At 73.9% G+C, this 26182-nt stretch carries 26 protein-coding genes; 10 read left to right on the forward strand and 16 right to left on the reverse strand.

The genetic code is table 11. The features are described 5' to 3' along the window. Nucleotides 1–25: 25 nt before the first annotated feature. Complete coding sequence (locus Mco01_RS28910) at nt 26–790, reverse strand: glycerophosphodiester phosphodiesterase (protein ID WP_204060024.1); 765 nt, start codon at nt 788–790, stop codon at nt 26–28. A 355-nt stretch (nt 791–1145) separates the two neighbouring features. Between Mco01_RS28910 and Mco01_RS28915 the strand changes: the two genes are divergently transcribed. Continuing rightward, nucleotides 1146–1550: an ArsR/SmtB family transcription factor gene (locus Mco01_RS28915; protein WP_232326797.1), complete on the forward strand. Its 405-nt coding sequence runs from the start codon at nt 1146–1148 to the stop codon at nt 1548–1550. Next, nucleotides 1543–2769: a cation diffusion facilitator family transporter gene (locus Mco01_RS28920; RefSeq protein ID WP_204060025.1), complete on the forward strand. Its 1227-nt coding sequence runs from the start codon at nt 1543–1545 to the stop codon at nt 2767–2769. Before Mco01_RS28915 ends, Mco01_RS28920 begins: the two co-directional genes overlap by 8 nt. 350 nt (nt 2770–3119) lie before the next feature. On the opposite strand, the gene Mco01_RS28925 is transcribed toward Mco01_RS28920, so the two are convergent. Then, entirely contained in the window at nt 3120–3818 is a 699-nt protein-coding gene (locus Mco01_RS28925; protein WP_204060026.1) for a DUF4396 domain-containing protein, read from the reverse strand. Between the two features lie 98 nt (nt 3819–3916). Between Mco01_RS28925 and Mco01_RS28930 the strand changes: the two genes are divergently transcribed. The 7 genes from Mco01_RS28930 to Mco01_RS28960 all read left to right on the forward strand — a co-directional run bounded on the left by Mco01_RS28930 (nt 3917) and on the right by Mco01_RS28960 (nt 10361). Continuing rightward, nucleotides 3917–4753 (forward strand): glycosyltransferase family 2 protein, encoded by an 837-nt coding sequence (locus Mco01_RS28930; RefSeq protein WP_204060027.1) that lies wholly within the window; start codon nt 3917–3919, stop codon nt 4751–4753. Beyond that, nucleotides 4750–5823 (forward strand): glycosyltransferase family 9 protein, encoded by a 1074-nt coding sequence (locus tag Mco01_RS28935; RefSeq protein ID WP_204060028.1) that lies wholly within the window; start codon nt 4750–4752, stop codon nt 5821–5823. Before Mco01_RS28930 ends, Mco01_RS28935 begins: the two co-directional genes overlap by 4 nt. 114 nt (nt 5824–5937) lie before the next feature. Further along, nucleotides 5938–6198, forward strand: a complete 261-nt coding sequence (locus Mco01_RS28940; RefSeq protein ID WP_036332656.1) for a hypothetical protein — start codon at nt 5938–5940, stop codon at nt 6196–6198. 23 nt (nt 6199–6221) lie between these two features. After that, nucleotides 6222–6728, forward strand: a complete 507-nt coding sequence (locus tag Mco01_RS28945) for a GNAT family N-acetyltransferase (protein ID WP_239103983.1) — start codon at nt 6222–6224, stop codon at nt 6726–6728. A 388-nt stretch (nt 6729–7116) separates the two neighbouring features. After that, nucleotides 7117–7572, forward strand: a complete 456-nt coding sequence (locus Mco01_RS28950; protein ID WP_204060029.1) for a DUF6220 domain-containing protein — start codon at nt 7117–7119, stop codon at nt 7570–7572. Then, a complete protein-coding gene (locus tag Mco01_RS28955; RefSeq protein WP_204060030.1) occupies nt 7569–9566 on the forward strand; it encodes a multicopper oxidase family protein in 1998 nt (665 codons plus the stop codon). The genes Mco01_RS28950 and Mco01_RS28955 overlap by 4 nt, the downstream gene beginning before the upstream one ends. 201 nt (nt 9567–9767) lie before the next feature. Then, a complete protein-coding gene (locus Mco01_RS28960) occupies nt 9768–10361 on the forward strand; it encodes an SH3 domain-containing protein (protein WP_204060031.1) in 594 nt (197 codons plus the stop codon). A 115-nt stretch (nt 10362–10476) separates the two neighbouring features. On the opposite strand, the gene Mco01_RS28965 is transcribed toward Mco01_RS28960, so the two are convergent. Continuing rightward, on the reverse strand, nt 10477–11289 hold the full coding sequence (locus tag Mco01_RS28965; protein ID WP_204060032.1) for a GNAT family N-acetyltransferase: 813 nt from the start codon (nt 11287–11289) through the stop codon (nt 10477–10479). Nucleotides 11290–11426: 137 nt separating this feature from the next. Between Mco01_RS28965 and Mco01_RS28970 the strand changes: the two genes are divergently transcribed. Beyond that, complete coding sequence (locus tag Mco01_RS28970; protein WP_204060033.1) at nt 11427–13214, forward strand: glycosyltransferase family 39 protein; 1788 nt, start codon at nt 11427–11429, stop codon at nt 13212–13214. On the opposite strand, the gene Mco01_RS28975 is transcribed toward Mco01_RS28970, so the two are convergent. The 13 genes from Mco01_RS28975 to Mco01_RS29035 all read right to left on the reverse strand — a co-directional run bounded on the left by Mco01_RS28975 (nt 13177) and on the right by Mco01_RS29035 (nt 26180). Then, the gene (locus Mco01_RS28975) at nt 13177–14100 is read right to left on the reverse strand and encodes a carbohydrate ABC transporter permease (protein WP_204060034.1); all 924 of its coding nucleotides are present in this window, start codon (nt 14098–14100) and stop codon (nt 13177–13179) included. The two genes, Mco01_RS28970 and Mco01_RS28975, sit on opposite strands and share 38 nt — an antisense overlap. Further along, nucleotides 14097–15020, reverse strand: coding sequence for a carbohydrate ABC transporter permease (locus Mco01_RS28980; protein WP_204060035.1), 924 nt, complete (start codon nt 15018–15020; stop codon nt 14097–14099). Before Mco01_RS28980 ends, Mco01_RS28975 begins: the two co-directional genes overlap by 4 nt. Before the next feature lie 13 nt (nt 15021–15033). Continuing rightward, nucleotides 15034–16206 carry an extracellular solute-binding protein gene (locus tag Mco01_RS28985; protein ID WP_239103984.1) on the reverse strand — a complete coding sequence of 391 codons (1173 nt, stop codon included), beginning with the start codon at nt 16204–16206 and terminating at the stop codon, nt 15034–15036. Nucleotides 16207–16529: 323 nt separating this feature from the next. Further along, on the reverse strand, nt 16530–17135 hold the full coding sequence (locus Mco01_RS28990; RefSeq protein ID WP_204060036.1) for a response regulator transcription factor: 606 nt from the start codon (nt 17133–17135) through the stop codon (nt 16530–16532). After that, a complete protein-coding gene (locus tag Mco01_RS28995; protein ID WP_204060037.1) occupies nt 17132–18265 on the reverse strand; it encodes a sensor histidine kinase in 1134 nt (377 codons plus the stop codon). Before Mco01_RS28995 ends, Mco01_RS28990 begins: the two co-directional genes overlap by 4 nt. Nucleotides 18266–18304: 39 nt before the next feature. Then, nucleotides 18305–19024: an ABC transporter permease gene (locus Mco01_RS29000; protein ID WP_204060038.1), complete on the reverse strand. Its 720-nt coding sequence runs from the start codon at nt 19022–19024 to the stop codon at nt 18305–18307. Continuing rightward, a complete protein-coding gene (locus Mco01_RS29005; protein ID WP_204060039.1) occupies nt 19021–19767 on the reverse strand; it encodes an ABC transporter ATP-binding protein in 747 nt (248 codons plus the stop codon). The genes Mco01_RS29000 and Mco01_RS29005 overlap by 4 nt, the downstream gene beginning before the upstream one ends. 91 nt (nt 19768–19858) lie before the next feature. Continuing rightward, nucleotides 19859–20446: a GTP-binding protein gene (locus Mco01_RS29010; protein WP_204060040.1), complete on the reverse strand. Its 588-nt coding sequence runs from the start codon at nt 20444–20446 to the stop codon at nt 19859–19861. Then, nucleotides 20427–20801, reverse strand: a complete 375-nt coding sequence (locus Mco01_RS29015; RefSeq protein WP_036332677.1) for a DUF742 domain-containing protein — start codon at nt 20799–20801, stop codon at nt 20427–20429. Before Mco01_RS29015 ends, Mco01_RS29010 begins: the two co-directional genes overlap by 20 nt. Next, nucleotides 20798–21214 (reverse strand): roadblock/LC7 domain-containing protein, encoded by a 417-nt coding sequence (locus tag Mco01_RS29020; RefSeq protein WP_204060041.1) that lies wholly within the window; start codon nt 21212–21214, stop codon nt 20798–20800. Before Mco01_RS29020 ends, Mco01_RS29015 begins: the two co-directional genes overlap by 4 nt. Further along, nucleotides 21211–23424 carry a sensor histidine kinase gene (locus Mco01_RS29025; RefSeq protein ID WP_239103995.1) on the reverse strand — a complete coding sequence of 738 codons (2214 nt, stop codon included), beginning with the start codon at nt 23422–23424 and terminating at the stop codon, nt 21211–21213. Before Mco01_RS29025 ends, Mco01_RS29020 begins: the two co-directional genes overlap by 4 nt. 270 nt (nt 23425–23694) lie before the next feature. Next, nucleotides 23695–25284, reverse strand: a complete 1590-nt coding sequence (locus tag Mco01_RS29030) for a prenyltransferase/squalene oxidase repeat-containing protein (RefSeq protein WP_239103985.1) — start codon at nt 25282–25284, stop codon at nt 23695–23697. Next, entirely contained in the window at nt 25281–26180 is a 900-nt protein-coding gene (locus tag Mco01_RS29035) for a terpene synthase family protein (protein WP_204060043.1), read from the reverse strand. Before Mco01_RS29035 ends, Mco01_RS29030 begins: the two co-directional genes overlap by 4 nt. Nucleotides 26181–26182 lie beyond the last annotated feature (2 nt).

The following is a 26182-nucleotide window of genomic DNA, read 5'->3' on the forward strand; positions in this document are numbered from 1 at the left end:
CGCGGGCGGGGGCCCGCGGCGGAGGTCAGAGGCCGCAGGCGGCCCCCGCCCAGTCCAGGTAGGCGGACGTCCGGTCGGTCACGACGCGGGTCACGCCGTACCCGGCCAGCCGGCGCCAGGAGGCGGGATCGTCAGGGGTCCAGGCGTAGACCGGGACCCCGGCGGCCCGGTAGGCCCGCACGCGGTCGGCCGACAGGGTGTCGTGCCGGACGCTCACGAATGCGTACCCCCGGGCCGTCGCGACCGGCGGCGGCGCCGTCGCGAGCAGCCCCTGCGGCGCCGGAATGGATCGCACGGCCCGCAGCGCCGCCGCCGAGAACGACATCAGGGGCGCCCATCGGTACGCGCCGTACCGCCGGTAGTCGCCCTCGAGCGCCGCGAGGTCCCGGTGGTCGGGAACCTCCTTGAGCTCGACGAGCATCCGGGCGCCGCCGTCCCGCACCAGAGCCATGACCGCGGCCAGGGTCGGCGGTCGCTGTCCCTCGTACGTCCTGAGCGTGCGGAAGCGCGCCAGGCTCATGCCGGAGACCCTGCCGGTGCCCGTGGTCGTGCGGTCGACGGTCGCGTCGTGCATCAGGACCGGCTCGTGGTCCCTGGTGAAGTGCACGTCGAGCTCGACCGTGTCGGCCCCCGCCTCGATGGCGGCCCGGAATGCGTCGAGGGTGTTCTCCGTGCCCCCGGTCGGGTCGCCGCGATGGGCGACGACGCCCGGGGGCGCACACGTCCTCGCGGCGTGCCGGGCGAGGGCGCCGTCCAGGCCCTGGGCGTGTCCGACCAGCGTCAGGGACATCACCGACACCACAGACAGGCGCCACGGCAGGGCGCTCACCGGGCGAGGAGGCCGGCCCGGACGACGTGAAGGAGTAAGGCATGCCGGGGGTCGCGAGCGCTCGAAGCGGGTAGGTGCCGGGCCGTGGCCGACATGCGTGTCACGGGCGTCTCCCTTCGGTGCCGCATCGTCCCGGCGCAGCGGACGCCGCGCGATCCTGCGGGAAGCGATGCTCACGAAAAGTAGTTCCTCGATTACTCTTCGTTTACACACCTGCTCAAGCGGTCATACATTCTTTGCCATTCCGAGCCCGAGGTCCCCCCAGCCGATGAGCGACTCCGTTGACAGGCCGACCGGCCCGCATAAACTTTCACATGTGAATAACCGTGCAAGTGTCATGGACGGGAGCGCCGACGCGTGCGCCCTGCCCGTGGTCGACGCCGCCCGGGTCGAGACCGTCCGCCGGACGCTCCCGTCCCGCGAGACGACCGAGGAGCTCGCCCAGATCTTCGGCCTCCTCGCCGATCCCGGCCGGCTGCGGCTGATCTCGGCACTGCTGGAGGGTGGTGAGATGTGCGTCTGCGACCTGGCGGCCGCGACAGGCCACAGCATGTCGGCCGCGTCGCACGCGCTTCGCCTGCTGCGGGTTCACAATGTCGTGAAGGTCCGCAGGTCGGGCCGGCAGGCCTACTACCGGCTCGCGGACTCGCACGTACGGATGCTGTTCGACCTGGCGATCACCCACATCGGGCACGACGGGAGGGAGCGGGACGATGAGTGACCACGCGCATCTCCAGGACCCCGAGCGCGGCCCGGAGCCCGACCGCCGGGACGGCGAGGGGGCCGCCGCGCGGGATCACGAGCCGGACCACGAGCCGGACCACGAGCCGGACCAGGGCCGGGCTGACGGCCACGGCCATGGGCACGGCAAGGGTCAGGGTCACGGGCATGGTCATGGGCACGCGATCGGCGCGGACACCGACCGGCGGCTCCTGACGGGCGCCCTCGCGCTGATCGTCGCCTTCATGGCGGCCGAGGTCGTCATGGGTCTGATCGCCCGTTCCCTCGCCCTCGTCTCCGACGCGGGGCACATGCTGACGGACGCCATCGCCATCGCCTTCGCGCTCGTCGCCATGCGGATCGCGGCCCGTCCACCGCAGGGCGGCTTCACGTACGGGCTGAAGCGGGCCGAGATCGTGTCGGCCCAGATCAACGGCATAACGCTGTTGCTGCTCAGCGCGTACTTCGTCTACGAGGGCGTCCGGCGGCTGATCTCACCGCCACAGGTCGAGGGCGTGTACGTCGTGGCCACCGGCCTGGCGGGGATCGTCGTCAACCTCGCCGCGACGTGGCTGCTCAGCCGGGCCAACAGGGGCAGTCTCAACGTCGAGGGCGCCTTCCAGCACATCCTGAACGACCTGTACGCCTTCATCGCCACCACCGCGGCCGGCGCCGTCGTCTGGGCGACCGGCTGGGCCCGCGCCGACGCCGTCGCGGCACTGGTCGTCTCGGCGCTCATGCTCAAGGCGGGGTGGGGGCTGGTCCGCGACTCCGGCCGCGTCTTCATGGAGGCCGCTCCCGCGGGGATGAGCCCGGCGGAGATCGGCCGCAAGACGGCCGGGCTGGAGCACGTGGTCGAGGTGCACGACCTGCACATCTGGGAGGTCACCTCGGGCTATCCCGCGATGTCCGCGCACATCCTCGTCGCCCCTGGGGCGGACTGTCACGCCGTACGGCAGGCGGCGCAGCGGCTGGTGCACGACGAGTACGGAATCGACCACACCACGCTGCAGGTGGACCACGCCCCGCCCGAACTGCTGGCCATCGGCGAGCCGGCGCCCCACTGCGCCGACGCCCATGGCCCCGCCCACACGTCCCCCGAGCGGGTGAACGGCGCTCGCGCCGGCAGCGCGGCGGGCGGTCCCGAGCAGCCGATGGACGGCGAACGGGAGACCTCCTCCTGCCCGGAGCGCCGCCGGATCCGGTTCTCCCGGCACTGACGGCCCGAACTCCACCGCGGCGACGGCGGCAGGGCGGCTACTCGTCGCCCTTGCTCGGGGTCCGAAGCTCCTTGTACATCTCCCCGCACTGCTTCGTCGCCATGTCGTCGGGAGCGCACAGCAGCACGTCCAGGGCGAAATCGACGCTCCGCTGCCGGCCCTCCGAGGTGGAGAAGAGGGCCCTGATTCACGCGTCACCAATACTTGGCGGTTCGGCGATACGCGCGCCGGGGCCGGCCCAGCCCTCCAGTGAGTTGCCGCGCAACCAGGCTGTGCACACCGGAGGGCCGGGGCCGGTGGGACCGACCGCCGACCCGCTGCTTCCGCCGCCGGCGGCGGGTCCGGGACGGTCAGTGGTAGGCGTGGACGACCGCGTGTCCCCTGCCTCGGCCGATGACCCACTTGTTGACGGGCGTGGTGACGATGAACGCCACCGCCAGCGACACGGCGAGCGATCCCCAGAACAGCCAGTCGGCCAGGCCCGCGGCCATCGCGCCGGGGATGGCGACGACGACCGTGTTGTCCACGATCTCCATGACGAGGATCGACAGCGTGTCCGCGGCCACCGCCAGGCGGACCGCCGTACGCCAGTCGACCCCCGCCCGGCGCAGGCCGCGCAGCGTGAGCGCGTAGCCGAAGAAGAACGCCAGCACGATGGCGAGCACCACGGAGGGGACGTTCCCCCAGCCCAGGGTCGTCGCGATCACCATGCCGAGGACCTCGCCGATCGCACAGCCCGTCAGGCAGTGCAGCGTCGCCGCCGCCGCGACTCCCCACGTCGCCGAGTGCCCGTCGTGCCCACCATGCCCGCCCGGGCCGTGCCCAGCATGCCCGCCCGAGCCGTGCCCAGCATGCCCGCCCGGGCCCCGCCCGCCATGTCCCTCGGCGCCGTGCCCGTCCGTGCCGTGCCCGCCGGGGGCGTGGGCCGCGTGCTCGGCATGCCCGGACCGGCGGGCGTGGTCGGCCCCGCCTGGGGCCGGGTGCTCGTCGTGGCCGTCTTGATCGTGACGGGCCCGGGCGTCGTGACCGGGTCGCCTGAAATCCGACATCATCGCCTCCTCGGTCCGACTATATACCCCCCACCCGTATGTCGCGCCGCCGCTCCCACCGCTCGTTTGCCCCCTGACCTCACGGGTATCAGGCGGCCATGTTCGTGCCGTCAGACCTGGATGTCCTGGTCCCGACCCGGGACCGGTCCGGCGCGCTGGCCGTCACGCTCTCGGGCCTTGCGGCCCAGACGGCGTCCGGGTTCCGCGTGGTCGTGTCCGACCAGTCGCGGACCGCGGTGAGCGGGGACGGCCTGGTCGCGGCCGCCGCGCGCATCCTCGAACACCGGGGGTGCCCGGTCACCCTGATCCACCACGTGCCGCCGCGCGGGATGGCCGAGCAGCGGGCGTTCCTGCTCCGGCACGCCGAGCGGCGCCTGGTCCTCTACCTCGACGACGACGTGTGGCTGGAGCCCGAGGCGATCGAGGTCCTGCTGGCCGCCATCAGCCGGCTCCGCTGCGGGTTCGTCGGCTTCGGGCTGCACGGCCTGTCGTACCGCGACGACGTCCGCCCCCAGGAGCTCACGCCGTACGAGGAGTGGACGGACGGGGTGCGGCCCGAGCGTGTGCGGCGCGGGACCGCGGCCTGGCGCCGCCACACCCTGCACAACGCCTCGAACCTCCTGCATCTCGACGAGCGGACGAGCCCGGCGACGCACGGCGGGGGTGCCAAGCCGCCCTGGCGGCCGTACAAGGTGGCCTGGATCGGCGGATGCGTGATCTACGACCGGCCGCGGCTCGTGGAGTGCGGCGGCTTCGACTTCTGGACCCACGTGCCGCCGCACCACGCGGGTGAGGACGTGGTCGCGCAGCTGCGGGTCATGGAGAGGTACGGCGGGGCCGGGCTGTTGCCGAGCCGGGCCTATCACCTCGAACTCCCCACGACCGTCGCGGACCGCCGGGCCGAGTGCTACGACTATGTGATCGACGCGTCATGAGCGGCGGAGTGGGCCCGACCCTCGACGGGGTGCGGCGCATCGCTGTGCTGCGCGCGAACGCGCTGGGCGACCTGGTGCTCGCGATGCCCGCGCTGGACGCGATCCACCACGCGTACCCGGAGGCGCGGATCACGCTGCTCGGCCTCGACTGGCACGCCCGCTTCCTGGACGGCCGGCCGGGCCCGGTGGACGACGTGGTCGCGCTGCCGCCGATCACGGGCGTGTCCACCGCGGAGAGCGGGCACGCGGCCCCGGAGAGCCTGTTCGACGAGCTGCGCGGGCGCCGCTTCGACCTCGCGGTGCAGATCCACGGCGGCGGGCGCCACTCCAACTCCTTCCTCCTCGGGCTCGGCGCCCGGATGACGGCCGGGCTGCGCACGCCGGACGCCGCGAAGCTCGACCTGTGGGTGCCGTACGTGTACTACCACCACGAGACGCTGCGCTACCTGGAGGTGGCCGCCCTGGTCGGAGGGTTCACCGAGGACCTCGAGCCGCGCGTCGCGGTCACACCGGCCGACCGGGCGGAGCTGGCCCGGGCGTTCGGCGAGCCGCCACCCGGCCTCGTCGCGCTCCACCCTGGTGCGAGCGACCCCCGGCGGCGGTGGCCCGCCAAGGACTTCGCGGCCCTCGCCGACCGGCTGGGGCGGCCCGTGGTGATCACCGGTGTCGAGCGGGAGCGCGACCTGGTCGAGGAGGTGGCGGCGGCCATGAGCCGGCCCGTCGTCCTGGCCGTGGACACCCTCACCCTGGGCGGTCTCGCCGCCCTGTACGAGCGGTGCTCCCTGGTGGTCTCCAACGACACCGGGCCCCGGCACCTCGCCGCCGCCGTCGGCGCCCCGACCGTCGGGATCTACTGGTGCGGCAATCTGATCAACGCCGGGCCGCTGACCAGGGCCAGGCACCGGCCGCTGGTGTCCTGGACGCAGGCCTGCCCGGTGTGCGGGACGAGCGGTGTCGACCTCACCCTCGAACGGTGCCCGCACGACGCCTCCTGGGTGGCCGGGGTCACCGTGGACGAGGCCGCCGAGCAGGCCGAGGACCTGCTCGGCGGCCTCGCCCAGGGCCGTTGAGCCGTACGGCCGGTGGGGGTCGCGGCGTGGCCCCGCCGTGACCTGGCGGCGGCACACTCCTGTCCGTCGGCGGGCGCGACCCGCGTCCGCGGGACGACGGCGAGAGGACGGCATGTGAGAGACGGCGTCTGCCCGAAGTGCTCTTCGACGGCCATCATGCAGGGCGTGGAGGTGCGCGACCGGGGCGAGCACAACCCCCAGCCCCTGCGGGTGCACGTCACCGAGCCCGAACCGGCCAAGCACGGCTTCATCTGGTTCCAGGGCGGGTCGGACGGCGTAGTGCGCGCCTGGATCTGCGCCTCCTGCGGCTACACCGAGCTCTACACGGACAACCTGGCCGCGCTCTACGAGAGCTACCGCAAGACCCTGGGCTGAACCCCGGCGATAGCATGATCCGCGTGAGGAGCGAGCCGTACGTCGAGGTCCGTCCCATGCTCGACGCGGACGCCGACGTCGTGCTGGCCATCTACCAGGCCGGCCTCGACTCCGGCGACGCCAGCTTCGAGACGGCCGCGCCCGACTGGGCGACGTTCGCGGCCGGCAGGCTGCCCGGTCTCCGCTTCGTCGCCGTGGACGGCGCCACCGGCCGCGTCGCCGGCTGGATCGCCGCCTCCCGCGTGTCGTCGCGCGTGGTGTACGAGGGCGTGGTGGAGCACAGCGTCTACACCGACCCGGCGTACCGGCGCCGCGGGGTCGCCCGGGCCCTGCTGGAGGCCTTCATCGCGGCCAGCGAGGCCGCCGGGATCTGGACCATCCAGAGCGGGATCTTCCCGGAGAACCTCCCCAGCCTGCGCCTGCACGAGTCCCTCGGCTTCCGGGTGGTCGGGACGCGCGAGCGCATCGGCCGCCACCACGGGGTGTGGCGCGACGTCGTCCTGGTGGAGCGGCGCAGCCCCGCCGTCTGAGGCGGGCGCACGGGCGGGCGGAGCCGCACGGGCGGGGCGCACTACTCCCTGGGGTGGAGGGCGGCGGGCGCGTGCGCCCGGGGTGGTAGATCGGATGGCCTCCCCCCGCGCGACGACGCGGGAGGCCCTCCGCGGGCACGATCGAGGCGTCGCCGGCGCACCGGCGGGCGCACGGCTGAGGCGTCCTCCGTACTCCCCCGGTGGTAGGCGACGTGTCGCTGGGCGGCGGACGACGACGGCCCCACCGGTCGGAGACCATCGCCGTGGCAGGTCACCGCACAGCGCCAGTGGGCCCTCGCGGGGGCCGGGTCACGGTCGCCGGGCCCCGGCGCGCCTGCGGCCGTCCTCGCCCCTCCGTATCCGATCCCCCACCGAAGGGAGTCCCGCCGTGCGCAAGGTGTACGCCGTTCTCGCGGGCGTCCTGTTGGCCGCCACCGTGGCGCAGATGTACTTCGCGGCCGTCGGCGCGTTCGACAAACCGCAGGACGACGGCTCGTTCGCCCTGCACAGCATGACCGGCATGCTGGTCATCCCGGTCCTGACGCTGCTGGTCACGGCCGCCGCCGCGGCGGCCCGCGCGCCCGGCCGGCTGATCGGGCTGAGCGTGCTCCCGCTCGGCCTGATCGTCGTCCAGGTGCTGATCGTCGTCCTCGGCCGCGCGTTCGACGACGGCGCCGGGAACTCCACCCCGGTTGCCCTCGCCATCCTGGGCCTCCACGCGCTCAACGGCATGGCCGTCATGGGTGTGTCCGCGGCGGTGTTCCGGCAGGCCCGGCGGCTCGCGGCCGGCACGGCCGGCGCGGCGGCGGGCGCCTCCGAGGGGTCGGCGGTGCGGGCCTCGTGACCACGGACCGGCTCATGGCGCTCGACCTGCTCGTCGCGGTCCTCACGGCGGCGGCGTGGACGGGCGCGGGGGCGGCGGCGGCCGCTCGGCGTCCGCGCGTGGCGGCGGCGCTGCTCGCGGCGGCGATCGTGCTGTCGGCCGCCCGGGCCGGTTCCGTGATCGCCCTGGCGGGGGCCGGGTGGTGGTTCGTCCAGGAGAAGGTCGTCTTCGGCCTGCCCCTGCTGGTCGCGGGGACGCTCGTCGCGGGCGTCCTCGCCGCACCCCGGCTGCTCGCCGCCGTCCGCGGGGGCGCGGCGGAGGCCGCCGGGGCGCCGGCCGTCGTCGTGCCCCTTCTGGGAACGGGATACGCGGCGGCGGCCGGCCCCGTCCAGACCTTCCTGCTCGGGTACCCGGCCACGTGGAGCACCGGCCTCGTCCTGACGGCCGTGGTCGCCGGGGCCGTCCTGGTGACCTGGCGGGCCGTCTCCGGCCGGGTCCCCGGCCTGCGTACGGCCTCGGCCGCGGTCGCGCTGGCCGGCGTCGCCGGGGTGGTCCTCGGCGTCCTCCCTCTCGGCGGCGGGGCGGCGGCCGTGAGCGGCCACGACCCGGGCGACCCGGGCGACACGGGCGGCATGAGCGGTATGAGCGGTATGAGCGGTATGAGCGCCATGGGTGACATGAGCGCGATGGGCCATGCCCGTCACCAGGACCGGATGCGGTCGGTCACCGAGCTGCGCGGGCCGGACACCCCGGACCAGGGGGGCGCCGTGCGCCGGTTCACCCTCACCGCCCGCACCGCGACCGTGACGCTGTCGTCGGGACGGCGCGTCTCCGCCTGGACGTTCGACGGCCGCGTCCCCGGCCCGCCGATCACGGCCGTCCAAGGCGACCTGGTCGAGGTGCGGCTGCGCAACGCCGACATCTCCGCCGGCGTGACCCTGCACTGGCACGGCTACGACGTGCCGTCCGGCGAGGACGGCGTCCCCGGCCTGACCCAGGAGGCCGTCATGCCGGGGCAGGAGTTCGTGTACCGGTTCCGCGCGGAGCAGGCCGGCACGTTCTGGTACCACACCCACGAGGTGTCCGACCTGGGCGTCCGCATGGGCCTGTACGGCACGCTCGTGGTCACTCCGCGCGCGGCGGCCCCCGCGGGGCTCGACCTCACGCTGCCCGTGCACACGTTCGCGGGCGCGACCGTCGCCGGCGACCACGACCGGCCGATCGAGCAGACAGTGGCCGCCGGCACCGCCGTACGGCTGCGCCTGATCGACACCGACAACGACCCGCACCGGTTCACGCTCGCGGGCACGCCGTACCGGCTGGTGGCGGTGGACGGCGCGGACCTGCACGAGCCGGGCGTCCTCACCCGGTCCGCCCTCCGGCTGGCCGCGGGCGGACGGTACGACCTCGCCTTCACCATGCCGGCCGGCGGGTCCGTGGTGCTCCGGGTCGACGACCGCACGGTCGCCCTCACCCTCTCCAGCGGGGCCGCGGCCACCGGCCAGAGCCCCGGCGCGGACGGGGCGTCCTGGCCCGAGCTCGACCTGACCCGGTACGGCACGCCGGCCCCCACCCCCTTCACGGCGCGGACCCCGGCCGACCGGCGGTTCACGCTCGTGCTCGACAGGGGGCTGTCCCTCGCGGGCGGCAGGCCGCTGTACGCGTACACGGTCAACGGGGACGCCTTCCCCGACATCCCGCCGCAGACGGTGGCGGAGGGCGACCTGGTGAGGTTCACGGTGGTCAACCGCGGCAGCGACACCCATCCGTGGCACCTGCACGGCCACCGGGTGCTCGTGCTCTCCAGGAACGGGCGCGCCCCCACCGGCAGCCCGCTCTGGCTCGACACGTTCGACGTGCGGCCGGGCGAGGTGTGGGAGGTGGCCTTCCGGGCCGACAACCCCGGCCTGTGGATGAACCACTGTCACAACCTGGGGCACGCGGACCAGGGCATGGTCCTCCACCTGGCGTACGAGGGGGTCGGCACGCCCTTCCACGGCGCGCACGGCGGATGACGCGGCGGGCGCGGAGCCCGGGAAGCGCAGGCTCGGCAGAGAGATTTCCGAATACGACACGCCATTTCGGTCCGGCGCCACGTAAAGAATCGCGCTGTCCGCTGGACCGGGTGTAAACGAAGGGTAATCAGAGCAAAACTTAGGGTGAGCATCACAGGCCGGGTCCCGCCAAGCAAGCGATCAGGACCGGAAGGAGACATCGTGACACTCGCCCACCGGATCGTCCCCGCGATGGCGGCCTGCGCCGCCGCGGGATCGCTCGTCGTCGCCGTCCCACCCGCGGCGCAGGGCGCGAGCCGGGCCCGCCCGGAGCCGGACGTCGAGGCGCAGACGCTCTCGTGCACCTACCGCGTGCACGGCGTCCGCCCCTCCAGCTACCTCCACGTACGGCACGGCCCGGGGCTGCGGTACCACCCCGTCGGCACCCTCCGGGTGTCCGACGGCCGCTTCGCCGGCGCGTGCTCGGCCTCCGGCGGCTGGGTGCCGGTCCGGGCGTCGGGCGGCACGGACGGCTGGGCCGCGGCCCGCTACCTGCACAGGCTGGCGCTCGCCCAGCCGAGCGTGTTCATCCGGCCGAGCCTGTCGTGCGCCTACCGGGTCGCCGAGGTGGGCGCGGGGAGCTTCCTCAACGTCCGCAGGGGGCCGGGGCTGCCCTATCACCCCATCGGCACGCTGCGGGCGTCGGACGGCCGGGTGGCCGGCGGTTGCGACCCGTTCAACGGCTGGGTGGCGGTCGACTCGTCCGGCGGCAGGCCCGGCTGGGCCTCCGCCCACTATCTGCGCAAGCTCTCCTGAGCCACCGGCGGCCCTCGCCGTTACCCCCTGGTGGCGAGTGCGGCCATCCTCCCCCGATCCCCGCCTCCGGCGTCCTCCCGCCGGGGGCGGGGATCCCCGGAACCGGCCGCGGGCACTACCCGAGGTCGGGGTGGGGCACGTAGCGGTCGAGCCGCACGAGCCCGGGATCGGTCGCCATGAACGTGTCCATGTCCCCGATCCGCCAGCCGTCCTCCAGGAGGAGGGGAAGCAGCGGGTGGACCCCGGGCACCGCGACCCGGACCCGTCCGGCTCCCGGATGCGCGGCGACGGCCGCGCGCACCGCCTCCACGCAGTCGTGCGGGGTCTCGCCGCCGGCCGGGCCCACCTCCAGGCTGCCGGCCGCCGTGCGGGCGAACGCGTAGCCGCCCGCCGTGGTGTGCAGCGACACCCCCGGCACTCCGGCGTACCACGCCAGCGGCTCGGACCGGTCCCCTCCGGACACCCGGGCGTCCAGGGACGACGCCTCCCCCACGTCCCCGGCCGCCTCCCGCACGCCGTCCCGCGGCCCGTCCGCGGACGGGCCGGTCAGGTAGACCAGCGGGCACACCGGGCGCATGCCCTGCCGGACGTACAGCGCCAGGGCACGCGGGTCGGACGACGCGAACGTCACCCGCGGCGCGTCCGCCGGCAGCAGGCGGCGCAGGATCTCCCGCCCCACGCCGGACGACTGGTGGGCGGGCAGCACGAACAGGTCACCCAGATGCGTCAGCCCTCCCCTGCGCAGCGCCCCGCCGAAGCCGGCGATCCGGCCGTCCGCCTCCCCGACGAGCAGGGTCCCGAAGGCGCGCTCGGCGTCGAGGAAGTCCGCCGTGCCGGTCCAGTCGTCCAGGAGCGCGAACGCCGAGGCCACCTCCCGGACGGCCGCCATGTCCCCGTCCCGCGCGACGCGTACGACCGACTCCCCCACCTGGACTCCTCACCTGGCTGTTTCCACACCGTTCGGCCAACACTAGGACCCGTTAACCGACTCTTGTCCCGCCGGGGGATTCGATGAGCCGCAAGGGGTAGCGGATCGGGGCGTACCAGCGGGACGAGCGGGGGGCCATGGACGTCGTCGGCGTGAGGGGCGGATCGCCCGCCACGGATCCCAGCAGCACGACCTCGACCGTCCCCGCCACGGATCCCAGCAGCACGACCTCGACCGTCCCCGCCACGGATCCCACCGGCACGACCTCGCGAACGACCGACCCCGACGCCGCACCCTCCGGCACGCTCGTGCCCCGGACGGCGCCTCACCGGCGGCGGGCGGCGGTCTGGGCGGCCCGGCGGTGGACGGGCTGGGCGGGCTGGGCGGGCTGGGCGGGCTGGGCGGTGCTCGCCGTACCGGCCCTGGTGGCGCTCGTCGCGGGCGCCTGGGGAATCGACCGGGGGTCGATGTGGCAGGACGAGGCGACGACGTTCGCCATCGCCGGGCGCTCGCTGCCCGAGCTGTGGCGGACCCTCGGGCACGTGGACGCGGTGCACGGCCTCTACTACCTGCTCGTCCACCCCCTTCTGGGGCTCGGCGGGGGCTCGATCCCGGCCGAGGTGCTGATCCGGCTGCCGTCCGTCGCGGGAACGGCCGCCGCGGCCTGCGGCGTCGCCGCCCTCGGCAGGCGGCTCGGCTCGCCCGCGACCGGCCTCGCCGCCGGGCTGGTCTACGCGACAACCCCGGTCGTGAGCTACTACGCCCAGGAGGGCCGGTCGTACGCGCTGGTGACGGCGGCCGTGGTGCTCGCCACGCTCCTGCTGGTCAGGGCCGCGGACCGGCCGGACCGCGCGGGACGGTGGGCCGCGTACACGGCGGCCGTCGCCCTGGCCTGCCTGCTCAACCTCTTCGCCGCCCTGGTCCTCGCGGCCCACGGCGTGACGCTCGTCGCGGGCCGGGTGGGCGCGCGGACGCTCGCGCGGTGGGCCTGCTCCTGCGCGGCGGCGCTGCTCGCGGTCCTGCCGGTGGCCCGGGTGAGCTTCGGGCAGCGGGCCCAGGTCGCCTGGCTGGAGCGACCCGGGTGGCCCGAGGTGGAGGCCCTGGTCACCCGCTTCGCGGGCACCGGCGTCCCGCTCGCGGTGACGGCCCTGCTGTCCGCGCTCGCCGTCCTCACCGTCTTCACCACCCGGCGTTCGGCAATCGGAGAGGCGGAGACCGCGAAACGGCGGCCGGCCCTGACGCTGCCGCTCGTCGCGGCGCCTCTCGCTCTGCTGCCGCCCGCCGTGCTGCTGGCGGTCTCCCAGATCCACCCCTTCTACCAGGAGCGGTACGTCCTGTACGCCGTCGCCGGACTCGCGCCGCTCACCGGGGCGGGCGTCGTCGCCGTGGCCCGGCTCGCCCGGCCCCTCGCCGCGCGGCTCGGGATCGCGGCCGCACTCCTGGCCCTCCTGGTCGTTCCTGCGCTGCCCGTGCAGCAGCAGGTCAGGAGGGTGGACAGCCGCACGGACGACCCGGCGGCCGCGGCCCGGATCGTCGCGGCGGGAGCGCGCCCGGGGGACGCCGTGCTGTTCCTGCCGTCGGTCCGCCGTCTGGTCGCGGAGGCGTACCCGGACGCCTTCCGGCGGACCCGGGACGCCGCGCTGCGGGTGTCCGGCGCCGCGTCCGGGACGCTGGCCGGCCGTGAGCTGCCGCCGGAGCGGATCGAGGCGTCCCTGGCGGACGCGCCCCGGGTGTGGGTCGTCAGCCGATCGCACCCGCGCGACGCCGACCTGGCCTCCGGCCCCGACACGGCCAAGCGGCTGCTGCTCCGCGAGCACTACAACCGGCGGATGTTCGTCCGCGTCCTCGGCTACGCCGTCCGGCTCTACGTCCGCAAGGGGACGGGCGTCAGCCCTTCATCGCCCCCGCCGTCAGCCCGCCGATGAGCTGGCGCTCGGCCACGGCGTAGAAGCCGAGGGCCGGGATCATGGCGATCACGATGTACGCGAGGATGCGCGCGGTGTCCGAGGCGTACTGGCCCTGGAACTGCTGGACGCCCAGGGGGATCGTCCACCAGTTGGGGTCGTTGAAGACGACCAGCGGGAGCATGAAGTTGTTCCAGCTGGCGACGATCGCGAGCACCGACACCGTCGCGAGCGCGGGCCTCGCCATCGGCAGCAGGATCCGCCAGAAGAAGCCGAACGCGGTGCATCCGTCGAGCGTCGCCGCCTCCTCGATCTCCCCGGGGATGGCCCGGAAGAAGCCGCGCAGGATGATGATCGTCATCGGCAGCCCGAACGCCGCCTGCGGCAGGATCACGCCGAGGGGGTTGTCGAGCAGCCCGAACATCCGCAGCAGCACGAACAGCGGCAGGATCGCCACCGCGAACGGGAACATCAGCCCGGCCGCGAACAGCGTGAACAGCAACTCCCGCCCCCGGAAGGAGAAGCGGGCGAAGATGAACGCCGCCATCGCCGACACGGCCACGACCAGCACGGTCGTCGCGACGGCGATGAACGTGCTGTTCCACAGCTCCCGCCAGAACGAGCCCGAGGACAGGACGCTCGTGAAGTTCCCCGGCACCCAGGGCGAGGGCAGTCCGAACGGGTTCGTCGACAGCTGCTGGGTGTTCTTGAACCCGCCGATCACGCCGTACAGCAGCGGGACGAGGACGAACGCGCCGACCACGACCACGATGGCGTGCAGCGAGATCGATTGCGTCCGGTTGCGCCGGTTGTGGTTGGGGCGCGCGTGGGCGCGCGGCCCGGCCTCGGGCGGCCGCCGGGCCGGCCCCCGGTCGGCCCCCCGTCGCACCTGGGTCTGCCCGGTCATCGCTTGTCTCGCAGCACGGTCGTCGCTCCTTCGAGGTCGCGGCGCATGACGTATCTCTGGTAAAGGAGGGCGAACACGAGGCTGATGAGGAAGATCACCACGCTGATCGCGCTGGCGTAGCCCACCTGGAAGCGCTTGAAGCCGAACTGGAACATCGTCACGGCCATGGTCTCCGACGCGTGGGACGGCCCGCCGTCCGTGATGATCCACACCAGGTCGAAGAGCTGGATGGCGCCGATGACGGACAGGAACACGCTGATCCGGATCGTGGGCCCGAGCAGCGGCAGCGTGACGTGGCGGAACACCTTCCAGCCGGCCGCGCCGTCGATCTTGGCGGCCTCGATCAGCTCCTCCGGGATGCCCTGGCGCCCGGCGAGATAGAGGATCATGTGGAAGCCGAAGTACTTCCAGGTCATGACCACGAAGATCGACAGCAGGACGGTCGACGGTTCGGCGAACCACTCCAGGCCGCCGAGCCCGATGCTCTCCAGGATCTGGTTGGCCAGGCCCTCGTCCGGCGACAGGATCATCGTGAAGAGGACGGCCGTGATCGCCTCCGACAGGACGTACGGGGCGAAGAACAGCAGCCGGTAGAACGCCCGGCCGCGCAGCCGCTGGTTGAGCAGCAGGGCCAGGCCGAGCGACATCGGCAGCTGCACGAGCAGCGACAGCACGATCAGGACCCCGCCGTGCCACAGGTCCCCGAGGAACACCGGGTCAGAGAAGGCCCGGGTGTAGTTGTCCAGCCCAAGGAAGTCCGTGGGCAGCCCCCGCAGGCCGTTCCACTTGAAGAAGCTGGTGTACATGGCCACCGCGATCGGCGCCACCACCAGCAGCAGGAACAGCACCAGAGCCGGGAGCAGGAACAGCAGGACAGTGGTGAACCCCCGGAGCCTGCCACGGCTCCGGGGTCGCGTCATCTCCACTCCGCGGTTACTCCGACTTCGCCGTCTCGGTGATGGCCTGCGCCACCTGCTCCGGCGTCTTGGTCCCCGCGATCAGCTCGGCCACGCTGTCGTTGACCTCCTGGCCGACGGCCGGGGGGTACGCCTGGTCGAGGTAGAGCTGGAAGCCCGTCGCCGACGCGAGGTTCTTGGCGACCACCGAGAGGTTCGGGTCCGTCACCGCGTCCTCCTCACCCTTGAGCACGGGGAGCACGCCGCCCGTCTGGACGGCCTTGCGGTGCTCGTTGCTCTCGGTGAGGAACTTCAGGAACTCCAGGGCCTCCGCCGGCGCGTCCGCGCCGATCGCGAAGCCGCCGCCGCCGCCGAACGCGTCGGTCACCGAGCCCTTGCCGCCGTCGACCGCGGGGAAGGGGAAGAAGCCCAGGTCGTCGCCGATGCCCTTGCCCGAGGACTTCTCGACGGAGGGCGCCCACTGGCCCATCAGCTCCATCGCGGCCTTGCCGTTGCCCATGGTCGCCGCCTGGCCGTCCGGCTTGTCGTAGGCGGCGCCGAGGTAGCCCTTCTGGAACGGCTGGAGGTCGGCCAGCTCCTTGAGCTTCTGCCCCGCCTCCACGAACGGCTGACCGGTGAAGTCCTTGGTCTCACCCGCCTGCTTGAGGGCGTCGAGGCCGCCGATCCGCATGGCCAGGTAGGCCCAGTAGTAGTGGCCGGGCCACTTGTCCTTGCCCGCCAGGGCCATCGGGGTGATGCCGGCCGCCTTCAGCTTCTTGACGTCGTCGATGAGCTGGCTCCACGTGCTGGGAGCGTCGGCGATGCCCGCCTTCTTGAACAGCGCCTTGTTGTACCAGAAGCCGACCATGCCGATGTCTTCCGGGACCGCGTAGGGCTTGCCGTCGACCTGGTAGGCCGCCATCGCGGCGTCGGTGAAGGTCCCGAGCCAGGAGCCCGCGTCCCCCGACAGGTCCTTCACCAGGCCGGCGTCGACCTGCTGCTTCAGCACGCCGCCGCCCCAGGTCTGGTACACGTCCGGGGCCTTGCCCGACTGCGTCAACGTCGTGATCTTGGACTTGAACGCCTCGTTCTCCGTCGCGACGTTCTTGATCGTGATGTTCGGGTGCTGAGCCTCGAACTCCTTGATCGCATTGACGCCATACGTCTTCATGGGCTCGGTGGTCCAGATGTTCCAGAACTCGACCGTCACCTTGGATCCGGCCGAGCTGCCGCTCCCGCCGGAGTTGTTGCCCCCTGTACTGCCACAGCCCCCGAGGATCAGTGCCGACGCCGCCACCAGCGCCGCACTTCGCCGACACACCTTCACGGTCGTTCCCTCCTGGATGTCGAAACTTTCGGCACATGTCCGATAGTTTCTGCGATGGCGCTGACGTTACAGTGGGCTTTCCGTCAGATCAACGGCTGTTGTTGAGCTGTTACGCGTAGGCACGGAGGGCCGCTGAGGCCGGGATCCGGACGTCCCGGAAAGCCGCGCGGCGGCGTGGAGAAGACGTGCGCCGGCCCCCTGGGGGGTCAGAGCCAGCCGCGCTCGTCGGCGATGAGGGCCGCCTCGGCGCGGGTGCTCGCGCCGGTCTTGCCCATGGCCGACGACAGGTGGTTGCGGACCGTGCCGCCCGACAGGTGCAGGGCCCGGGCGATCTCGGCGACGGTGCCGCCCCGGCGGGCCTGCCGCAGCACGTCGCGTTCGCGCGGGGTGAGCGGGCTCACGCCGCTGGCCAGGGACTCCGCGGCCAGGGCCGGGTCGACCACACGGAGGCCGGCGTGCACCCGCCGGACCGTGTCGGCCAGGTGCTCGGGAGGCGCGTCCTTGACGACGAACCCGGCCGCGCCGTTCTCCATGGCCCGCGCGAAGTAGCCGGGCCGGCCGAACGTCGTGCAGATCACCACCCGGCACGCCGGGACGGCGGCCCGCAGCTCCGCCGTCGCCTCCAGGCCGTCCTTGCCGGGCATCTGCACGTCGATGAGCGCCACGTCGGGACGGTGCAGCCGGGCGGCCGCGACGACCTCGTCGCCCGAGGCGACCTGGGCGACGACCTCGATGTCGGGCTCCAGCGCGAGCATCGCCGCCAGCGCGCCCCGCACGAGCGCCTGGTCGTCGGCGAGCATGACCCTGATCATGGGCGGCTCGCGCTCAGCCGGTACCCGCCGCCCGGCAGCGGCCCGGCCTCGATCCGCGCGCCGACCGGCCGCAGGCGCTCGGCCAGGCCGGCCAGCCCGTTCCCCGGTCCGGCGAACCGCGCCGGCGACTCGCCGTCGTCGCTGACCTCCAGGGACGAGCCGCCGACGCGCACCTCGCAGCGGGTGGCGCCGCTGTGCCGGATCACGTTCGTCACGGCCTCACGCAGGACGTAGGAGAACGGCTCCTCGAGGTCGGGGGCCACCTGGCCGGCGGACGGCGGCAGGGCGGCCGCGATCCCGGCGGCGCGCAGGGCCGCCCGCGCCCCCACCAGCTCCACGGCGAGCGAGGGCCTGCGGTGGCCGGAGATCGTGGCGCGGATCTCCGCGTGGGCCTCCCGGGAGAGCCGTTCGACGTCGCGCAGCTCGGCCAGCGCGTCCTGCCGGTCGGCGCCGCTCTCCAGGAGCCGCCGGGTGAGGCCGGTCTTGACGGTGATCGCGGTCAGCGTGTGGCCGAGGACGTCGTGCAGGTCCCTGGCCAGCCGGGCCCGCTCCGCCGCCGCCGCCAGTGTCTCGATCTCCTCCCGCGCCTGGCCGAGCTGGACGACCAGCCGCACCAGCAGGACCACCCCGACCGGGGTCACGAGCTCCGGGAAGATCGCCACGGCGTCGCTCCACCGCACCGCCCCCGCCGTCGCCCACAGCACGGCCAGCCGCGCCGCCGCCGTGGCCGCCGCGAGGGCGAGCGCCCAGACGGCGGGCAGCAGCCACACCGCCGCCGACAGCGCGTACGCCAGGATACCGAACGCGGGCGCCCCGTGCCGGAGCAGGGCCAGGCAGACGCCGAGCGCGAACAGCCAGCCGACCAGCAGCACCCGCTCCCGCGGCCGCCGGGTGGCGCCGTACGCCATGACGGCGATCCAGCTCGCGCCGTAGAGCAGGAGGACGGCGACGGCGGCCGCGGGGAGCGGGCCGGCGTGGGGACGGGTGGCGGTCCGGACGGCCGACCACACCGGCCAGGCCAGGAAGAGCGCGAGCGCGAGGAGGCCGCGCACCCATGTCGCGCGGCCTCCCCTGGGACGGGACACGGACCCGACCGGCCACGCCCCCGGCCGGAAGATCCCCTCCCTCATGCGGTCACCCCCTGGTAGGAATTGTCGCGCAGCACGGGCTCATGGGCGGCCGGCGTCGCGCCGGAACCGGACGGCCACGGCCGCCGCCAGGACGAGGCTGTAGAGCCCGAGGACGAGGACCGCCGTACCGGTGCGCACGTCCCCTCCCGCGGCCCCGTGGGCGATCTCCGCCAGCCAGTACGTCGGCAGCGCCTTCGCCACCGTCGCGAGGGCGGCGGGGAACGAGGCGGCCGGGATGAACAGGCCGCCCGCGAACGCGAGCACGAGCAGCAGCCCGCCCTGGTAGGCCTGCACGTTCTGGGGCGTGGCGAGCTGGCCGACGAGGAGGCCGAGCAGCGCGAACGGCACGGCGCCCGCCCACAGGCCGAGCACGGCCGCCGCCCAGCCGCCCGCGGGCAGGCGGACGCCGGACAGGACCGCGGCGGCCGCGGCCACGCCGGCGATCGGCGGGAGCGCCGTCAGCATCCCGACCGCCCCCTTCGCCGCCAGGTAGCCGCCGCGCGTGAGCGGGGTCAGGCGCAGCTGCCGCTGCCAGCCGGCGCCGCGCTCGACCGCCGTCCTGGCGCCCGTGTCGAACGCCGCGCGGAAGGCGCCGAAGGCCGCGAGACTGCCCATCAGGTACGCGGGGCCGACGTCGTCCCGTCCGAACAGATGGGACTCCAGCAGGAACAGCGCCACCGGCAGGCTGAGCTCGAACAGCAGGAACTTCGGGTCGCGCAGCGCCCGGCGGATCTCGAAGACCAGGTATGCGGGGTTCATCGGGTCGCCTCCCCCGAGGTCAGCCGGACGAACGCCTCGTCGAGACCGCCCCTGGCCACCTCCGCGACCGGCCCGTCCGCGGCCACCCTGCCCGCGTTCATGAGGACGACCCGGTCGGCGTACGCCTCGGCCTCCTCCAGGTAGTGGGTGGCGAACAGCACGGTGCGGCCCGCCTCGCACAGACTCCGCATCGCGGCCCAGAACTCGCGCCGGCCGTCCACGTCCATGGCCGCGGTCGGCTCGTCGAGCACCAGCAGGTCCGGGTCGGGCACGAGCGCCGCGGCGAAGCGGACGCGCTGCCGCTGGCCGCCGGACAGCCGGGCCGACCGGCGGCCGGCCAGCGACTCGATCCCCGCCCGGCGCATGGCCTCGACGGCGGGCAGGGGCGCCCGGTGCAGGGACGCGATCAGCCGGAGGACCTCGCCGACCGTCACGTCGTCGAGCAGGCCCGCCTCCTGGAGCATCACGCCCACCGACCCCGACCTGACGGCCGCACCGGGGTCGGCGCCGAAGATTTCGATGTCGCCCTCGTCCGGCCTGACCAGGCCGGTCAGCATCTCGACCAGGGTCGACTTGCCCGCGCCGTTCGGGCCGAGGAGGGCCACCACCTCGCCGCGCGGGATGAGCAGGTCCACTCCGTCGACGGCGCGCACGCCGCCGTACCTCTTCCGCAGCCCCCGCGCGGCCACCGCCCACTCCGGGCCGGTCGCGTCCTCCGGGTCCGCCGTGTGTCTTGTCGTCATGCGGCAAGCCTGCGCCGCCGGGGGCCCGCGCTCCCCTGTCGTCCGTCACGACGTGCCCACGACGGATGTCACGGGTCCCGGACGGGGCCGCCTAGCCGACGGCCGCCGAGGGGCGCCGGCCGTAGGCGTGCTTGACCAGTGCGATCAGCACGTCCTTGCCCGAGTCCCGGCTGCGCGCGTCGCAGAGCATGACGGGGACGTCGGGACCGAGGTTGAGGGCCATCTTGACCTCGTCCAGCTCGAAGACCGGGGCGCCCTCGAAGCAGTTGACGGCCACGACGAACGGCGTGCCGCGCCGCTCGAAGTAGTCGACCGAGGGGAAGCAGTCGGCGAGCCGCCGGGTGTCGGCCAGCACGACCGCGCCGAGCGCCCCGCGGGCCAGCTCGTCCCAGACGAACCAGAACCGCTCCTGCCCGGGCGTGCCGAACAGGTACAGCATGAAGTCGTCGCCGATGCTGATCCGGCCGAAGTCCATCGCCACGGTGGTCGTGGTCTTCTCCTCGACGCCGGACAGGTCGTCGACGCCCACGCTGCGGTCGGTCAGCGTCTCCTCGGTGCGCAGCGGCCGGATCTCCGACACCGCCCCCACCATCGTGGTCTTGCCGACCCCGAACCCGCCGGCGATCAACAGTTTGATCGCCGTGGGCATCCTGGGGCCGTCAGAGCGCCCGAAGGCCATCGAGCACCGCCTTGTACATCCGCTCGTCGAGCACGTCCATCTCCGGTTGGGGCTGCTGCACGGCCACGAAGCCCCGGTCGAACAGGTCGCCGAGGAGGACCCGGACGATCCCGGCCGGAAGGTCCAGGTGCGCCGCGATCTCCGCCACCGAGAGCGGCCGGCGGCACAGCCTCACGATGGCCTGGTGCTCGGGGTCGAGGCCGATCTCGGTGCCCGTCGTGGGGCGGACCGTCACCGCGAGCGAGATGAGGTCGAACCTGTCCTGCGCCTCGGTCCGGCCGCGTGCGATCACGTACGGCCGGACGGTGGGCGCGTCGAGGAGACGCTCCCCGTCCGGGTTGACCTCATTGCTCATCGGTGGGCCTCGTTCCCCGTCGTCCGGGCGGGAGAGGTGAGGTACTGCCCGACGCGCGCCACGAGCATGGCCATCTCGTAGGCCACGAGGCCCACGTCGGCGTCGCCGCTGCACAGCACGGCCAGGCAGGCCCCCTGGCCGGCGACGGTCACCAGCAGGTAGGCCGACTTCATCTCGATGATCGTCTGCCGGACCGGGCCGCCCTGGAAGCGCTCCCCGACGCCGCGGGCCAGGCTCTGCAGGCCAGAGGCCACGGCGGACAGGTGTTCCGCGTCCTCTCTGCGCAGCCCGGCCGACGCGGCCAGCAGGAGCCCGTCGGTCGACAGCACGATGCCGTGCTCGGCCTCGCGGACCCGCTCCACCAGATCGTCGAGCAGCCAGGCCAGGTCCGCCGTGGCGCCGGTCTTCGTCACTGGTCGTCCTCCCCTTCACGCCCTTCGCGCGCCAGCTTGGCGGCTTCCGACCGGCCCCGGCGGGTTCCGGACTGGAATGATCCCATGATCTTGCGGATGTCCTCCGGGGACCGGCGGTCGTCCTCGTCGTCGAGCCTGGACGGCGGCTGGTCGGCCAGTTCCGGGGCCAGGCTGGCCTGCGGCACCCGCAGCGGCAGGCCGCCGGGGGTGAAGGCGGCCGGAGGCGCGGGCCTCGGCGGCTCTGGGGCACTGGGCACGGGAACCACCACCTCCTGGGCGGGCTCGGGGACCACCTCGGGCGCGCCGACGAGTGCGATCCTCCGCGCGCCCCTCTCCTGCTCGGGGAGCGGCCCGGTGTCCTCGCCGGACAGCTCCTCACCGGCCTCGATCACCAGGTCGCGCGGCAGCAGGACCACCGCCGTGGTGCCGCCGTACGCGGACGCCTTGAGCGAGACGCGGATGCCGTGCCGCTCCGCGAGGCGGCTGACCACGTAGAGGCCGAGCCGCGCGGTGCTGGACAGGTTGAACTCCGGCGGGTTCGCGATCCGCTCGTTGGTCGCGTCGAGGTCCTCCGGGGTCATGCCCAGGCCGCGGTCCTCGATCTCGATCGCGTAGCCGCTCGCCACGGACTGCCCGCCCACCTGCACGGTCGTGTACGGCGGCGAGAACGACACGGCGTTCTCGATCAGCTCGGCGAGCAGGTGGATGACGTCGCCGACCGCCCGGCCGGTCAACCCGACCTGGCCCATGGGCAGGACGGTGACCCGGGTGTAGTCCTCGACCTCGGCGAGCGCGCCGCGCACGACGTCGACCATCGGCACCGAACGGCGCCAGGCCCGGGCGGGCGAGGCGCCCGACAGGACGATGAGGTTCTCGGCGTTGCGCCGCATGCGGGTGGCGAGGTGGTCGATGCGGAACAGGTCCTTCAGCTCCGCCGGGTCGGCCTCGCGCCGCTCCATCACGTCGAGGAGCGTGAGCTGGCGGTGCACCAGCGACTGCGTGCGCCGCGCCAGGCTGAGCAGGATGTCGCGGATGCTCTGCCGGAGCTGGGCCTCCTCGACGGCCGTCCGGATCGCGGTCTCCTGGACGGTGTTGAACGCGGCGCCCACCTGGCCGATCAGGTCGCCGCCGAACTCCAGCGGCGGCGCCTCGGCGGCCACGTCGACCTTCTCGCCCTGGGCGAGCCGCTCCACGACGCCCGGCAGGCGCTCGTTGGCCAGCTCCAGGGCCGCGGCGCGGAGCTTCTCCAGCTGGCGCACGAGCGTGCGGGCCGTCGTGACCGCCAGCACGACCGACGCGACGACGGCGACCAGGCCGAGCACGCCGGCCAGCACGAGCCGGAGGATGACGCCCGCGGCGACCGGGGTCGACCGGCCGACCAGGGTGTCGCCCGCCGTGGCGACGATGTCGTGGAGCTGGGTGAGCGCGTGGGAGCTGGCCTGCTGCCACTGCTCCGCCGTGACCGGGACGAACCCGCCGGGCCGGCCCTGCTGGGAGACCAGGTCCTCCAGCGTGTGCAGGCGGGCGAGGTCGGCGCTCTTGCTGAGCCGCGCGTACGCGGCCGGGTCCGCCTGTTCCAGGTCCGTCTGCGACTGCGCCATGAAATAGCGCTCGGCGCCCACGAGCTGCGTGAACTGGGCGGCCTCGCTGCCGGTGAACCGGCCCTCCGCGATGATGCCGGCAAGAAGGGCATCTTCGCGTGATATCAGCTCTCGTGCCCAGTTAAGACCGATAAGGGTTCTCGTGTCTTTCGCGATCTCGTCGTCGTGAAGCGTCGCCAGCGCGTAGTAGGTCTGGAAAAGCGCGTCGGCGACATCCGTGTACGCGGCCACCGCCTGGGCCCGGTCGGTGTGCCCGGCGTCGATCGCGTCCCGCCCGGGACCCAGCTGGTTCAGCCGCTGGAACGCCTGGTCGATCCGCTGCCGCAGGTCGTCCCCCGCGGCCAGCCGCACGTCCCCGCCGTCGGCGAGCCGGCGGAAGTTCGCCGCCGCGGCGTCGGTCCGGGCCCGCTGCGCCTCCAGGGCGCTCCGGCTGACGCGGCCGGGATCGGCGAGCCGCGTGACGGACATCCGCCGCTCCTGCTGGAGCTCCAGGAGGAGCGTCTCACTCGGCTGTGCGACGCCCTTGTTGTACACCGCCACCCACGCCAGGTTGATGCCGTCCCGCAGGGTCACCCATGCCGCGAAGGCCCACAGGGCCGCGAGCGACACGATCAAGGCCGTGACTTTGGTCCGCACGCGCGAGTTGCGGAAGCGCATAACACCCACCAAGCGACATACAGAGAGCCCACGCGGCGCGTTTCCCGGCGATTAACAAATGCTCATCGCTAGGGGCGGCGGACAGCGCCCAACATTTGTCGCCGCGCCATGCCTCGGACACCCTAGCAAACGCACGGAAATACGCTCAAGGGCGCTAAAGGAGGGCCTCAGAGCTGAAAGTTCAAATATATACTGATATTGAGCCGTAAAACCGTGCCGAGATCATACTTGACGGTAGCGCTCCACAACAAGTCGGTTGGACTGTGCGAGGTGGAGGGCGGCCAGGACGGCGGCCCGGACGACCGACACCGGCAGGTAGAGGTCCTTGTCGTGCCACAGGGGCGGGTCGCCGGCCTCGCCGCCCGCCCGCAGCAGGTAGCCGTACCCGCGGGCGGCCGCCTCCTCGACCCGCTCGCCCGTACGGGTGAGCAGCAGCGTCTGCACGGCGTACGCCGTCTCCTCCCGGGTGCCGTCCCACCGGCCCCACGAGCCGTCCTCACGCTGGGTCTCCAGCGTCCACCGCACGGCCCTCCGGACGGCCTCGCGCGCCGCCGGGCCTCCGAAGGCGTCCAGTGCGAGCGCGCACGACGCGGTCGCGTAGTAGGGCGAGGCGTGCCAGCGGTCGTCCCACCGGCCCTCGGCGTGCTGCCGCTCGCACAGCCAGGCGCCCAGCCCGCCCACCGCCGCGGCGTAGCGGGGCGCGGCGGCCGGCCGGGCGGCGGCGTACTGACCGAACGCGTCGAGCACGTGGGCGTTCACGCTGACCGACGAGCCCTCCTCGCCCTGCCAGGTGCAGAAGTGTGTGGGCGTCTCGAACGCCCACAGGCTCTCCGGCTCGTACGGCACGCCCAGCAGAGCGAGGGCGTACAGCGCGACGGAGGTGGTGTCGGCGTCCGGCGGCAGCCCGGCGCCCGCGGCCGTGCCGCCCGGGGCGATGGCGGCTCTGAGGTCGGCGACCATCTCGGGCGGGGCGTCGAAGGGGATGCCGGCGCGGGCGAGCGAGCTCAGCACCCAGCCCCGTTCGAACACGGTGACGGGGAACCCGACGGGCACCGGTCCGCCGTGCCGGCGGGCCACGGCCTCCAGGTGCCGGCGGGCCATGTCGCCGGGGTCCGTCAGCGCCCGGTCGCCCAGCCAGGCGGCGGTGGCCGCGGGCGAGGCGCCGACCGTGCCGATCGGGGTGGGCCGCACCGACCGCGCTCCCCGGGCGGCGTCGCCCGCGACCTCGAGCGCGTGCAGTATCTTCTCGGGCAGCTCGGCGCCGGCCGCCACCCCCGCCCGGACGCGGGCCAGCGGAGCCGGGTCGAGGCCGGCGGGCGGCCGCAGCCGTCCCCGGGCGGAGACGTGGGACAGCGGCGGCTCGCGGAACCCGTCGAGCCGCGCGTTCACCAGGTCGACGAGCGAGGGCACGATCAGCTCGATGGCCGGGGTGTCGGGCAGCCACGGGTCGGCGCCCGCCGGCGGCCACTCCAGCAGCCAGGCGAGCCCGCGCTCGGCCGCCCGCGCCAGTGTCTCCGCCCCGGGATCGCCCCGGCCCGCCGCCCGGAGGAGGGCCTCGGTCGCGCTCAGCGTGGGCACCAGCCCGTAGCCGTCGCGCCGCCCCCAGTGGCCGTCGGACGTCTGGGACGCCAGCAGGTAGCCCAGCCGCTCGCCGTGGCCGACCAGCCAGGGCGCGAGGCTGACGAGCCGTCCCGTCTCGTAGACGGAGGGGGAGACCGTGCCCCAGGGACGGGACATGAGCCCGGACACCAGCTCGTCGGCCGCCGCCGCGGCGTCGACGGCCTTGGGGAAGACGAGGCCGCCGAGGCTCACAGCGCGCCCCAGTAGTCGGTGCTGCCGTAGAAGCCCATGCTGTACCCGATCTGCCGTTCCAGATAGACCACGTCGCCGGGGCAGGCGTCCCTCAGAGAACCGAGCAGGTCCCGGCAGCCGGCGACGAGCAGCCGGATCAGCTCGGCGATCTCGTCCCGGCCGGCGCCGAGCATCACCGCGTTGAGGTCGCCCCACTCCACGTCCCGGCTGTGGGTGGCGAGGTCGTTGACCAGCCGGAGCACCCGCTGCACGCGGCGGCTCGCGGCCCGCAGGTCGTCGAGCCGGTCCAGCGTCGCGGGCGCGCCCCCGCTGATCCAGTGCGAGACGTTGACGAGGGACGACCCGAAGTTGTCGGCGTTGTCCAGGTACTCGTCAAGGCCCGGCAGCGCGGCGCCCTCCCGGGCGGCCGTCTTCCAGCCCCACTCCCGGGCCATCGCGGCGAGCATCCGTTCGAGCTCCTCGCGCCAGACCGGGCGCAGACGGCCGAAGGCCGGCGCATCGGACAGCTCGGCCAGGATCTCGGCCAGGAAGCCACCGAGTGGATGGTCCGCCGTGGGCTCCCCGCCGTCGGCCACCCGCAGGCACCCGGCGACCAGGCCGTCCACCTCCTCGCGCGAGGCGGCCACGTGGTCGAGCAGCCAGTCGGCGGCGAATATCCACAGGGCGGTCCGGTTGGCGACGCGGAGCCGCTCGGCCGTCTCGCCGGGTGAGCCGAAGGCGTTCGCGAGCGCGACCGCGGACAGCAGCGTCGCGTCGAACGGCCGCGCGGGGAACAGGGCGGGGTGGCGCAGGACGCACTCCCGCAGGTCGCGGTGCGCGCGGGCGGCCTCGGCCGCCACCGTCCCGGCCGTCAGTGCCGCCCCGACCTCGTCCAGGGGCGCGCGGGTCGCGTGCACGG

Origin of the sequence: Microbispora corallina, assembly GCF_016863035.1 — a bacterium.
Lineage (GTDB): Bacteria > Actinomycetota > Actinomycetes > Streptosporangiales > Streptosporangiaceae > Microbispora > Microbispora corallina.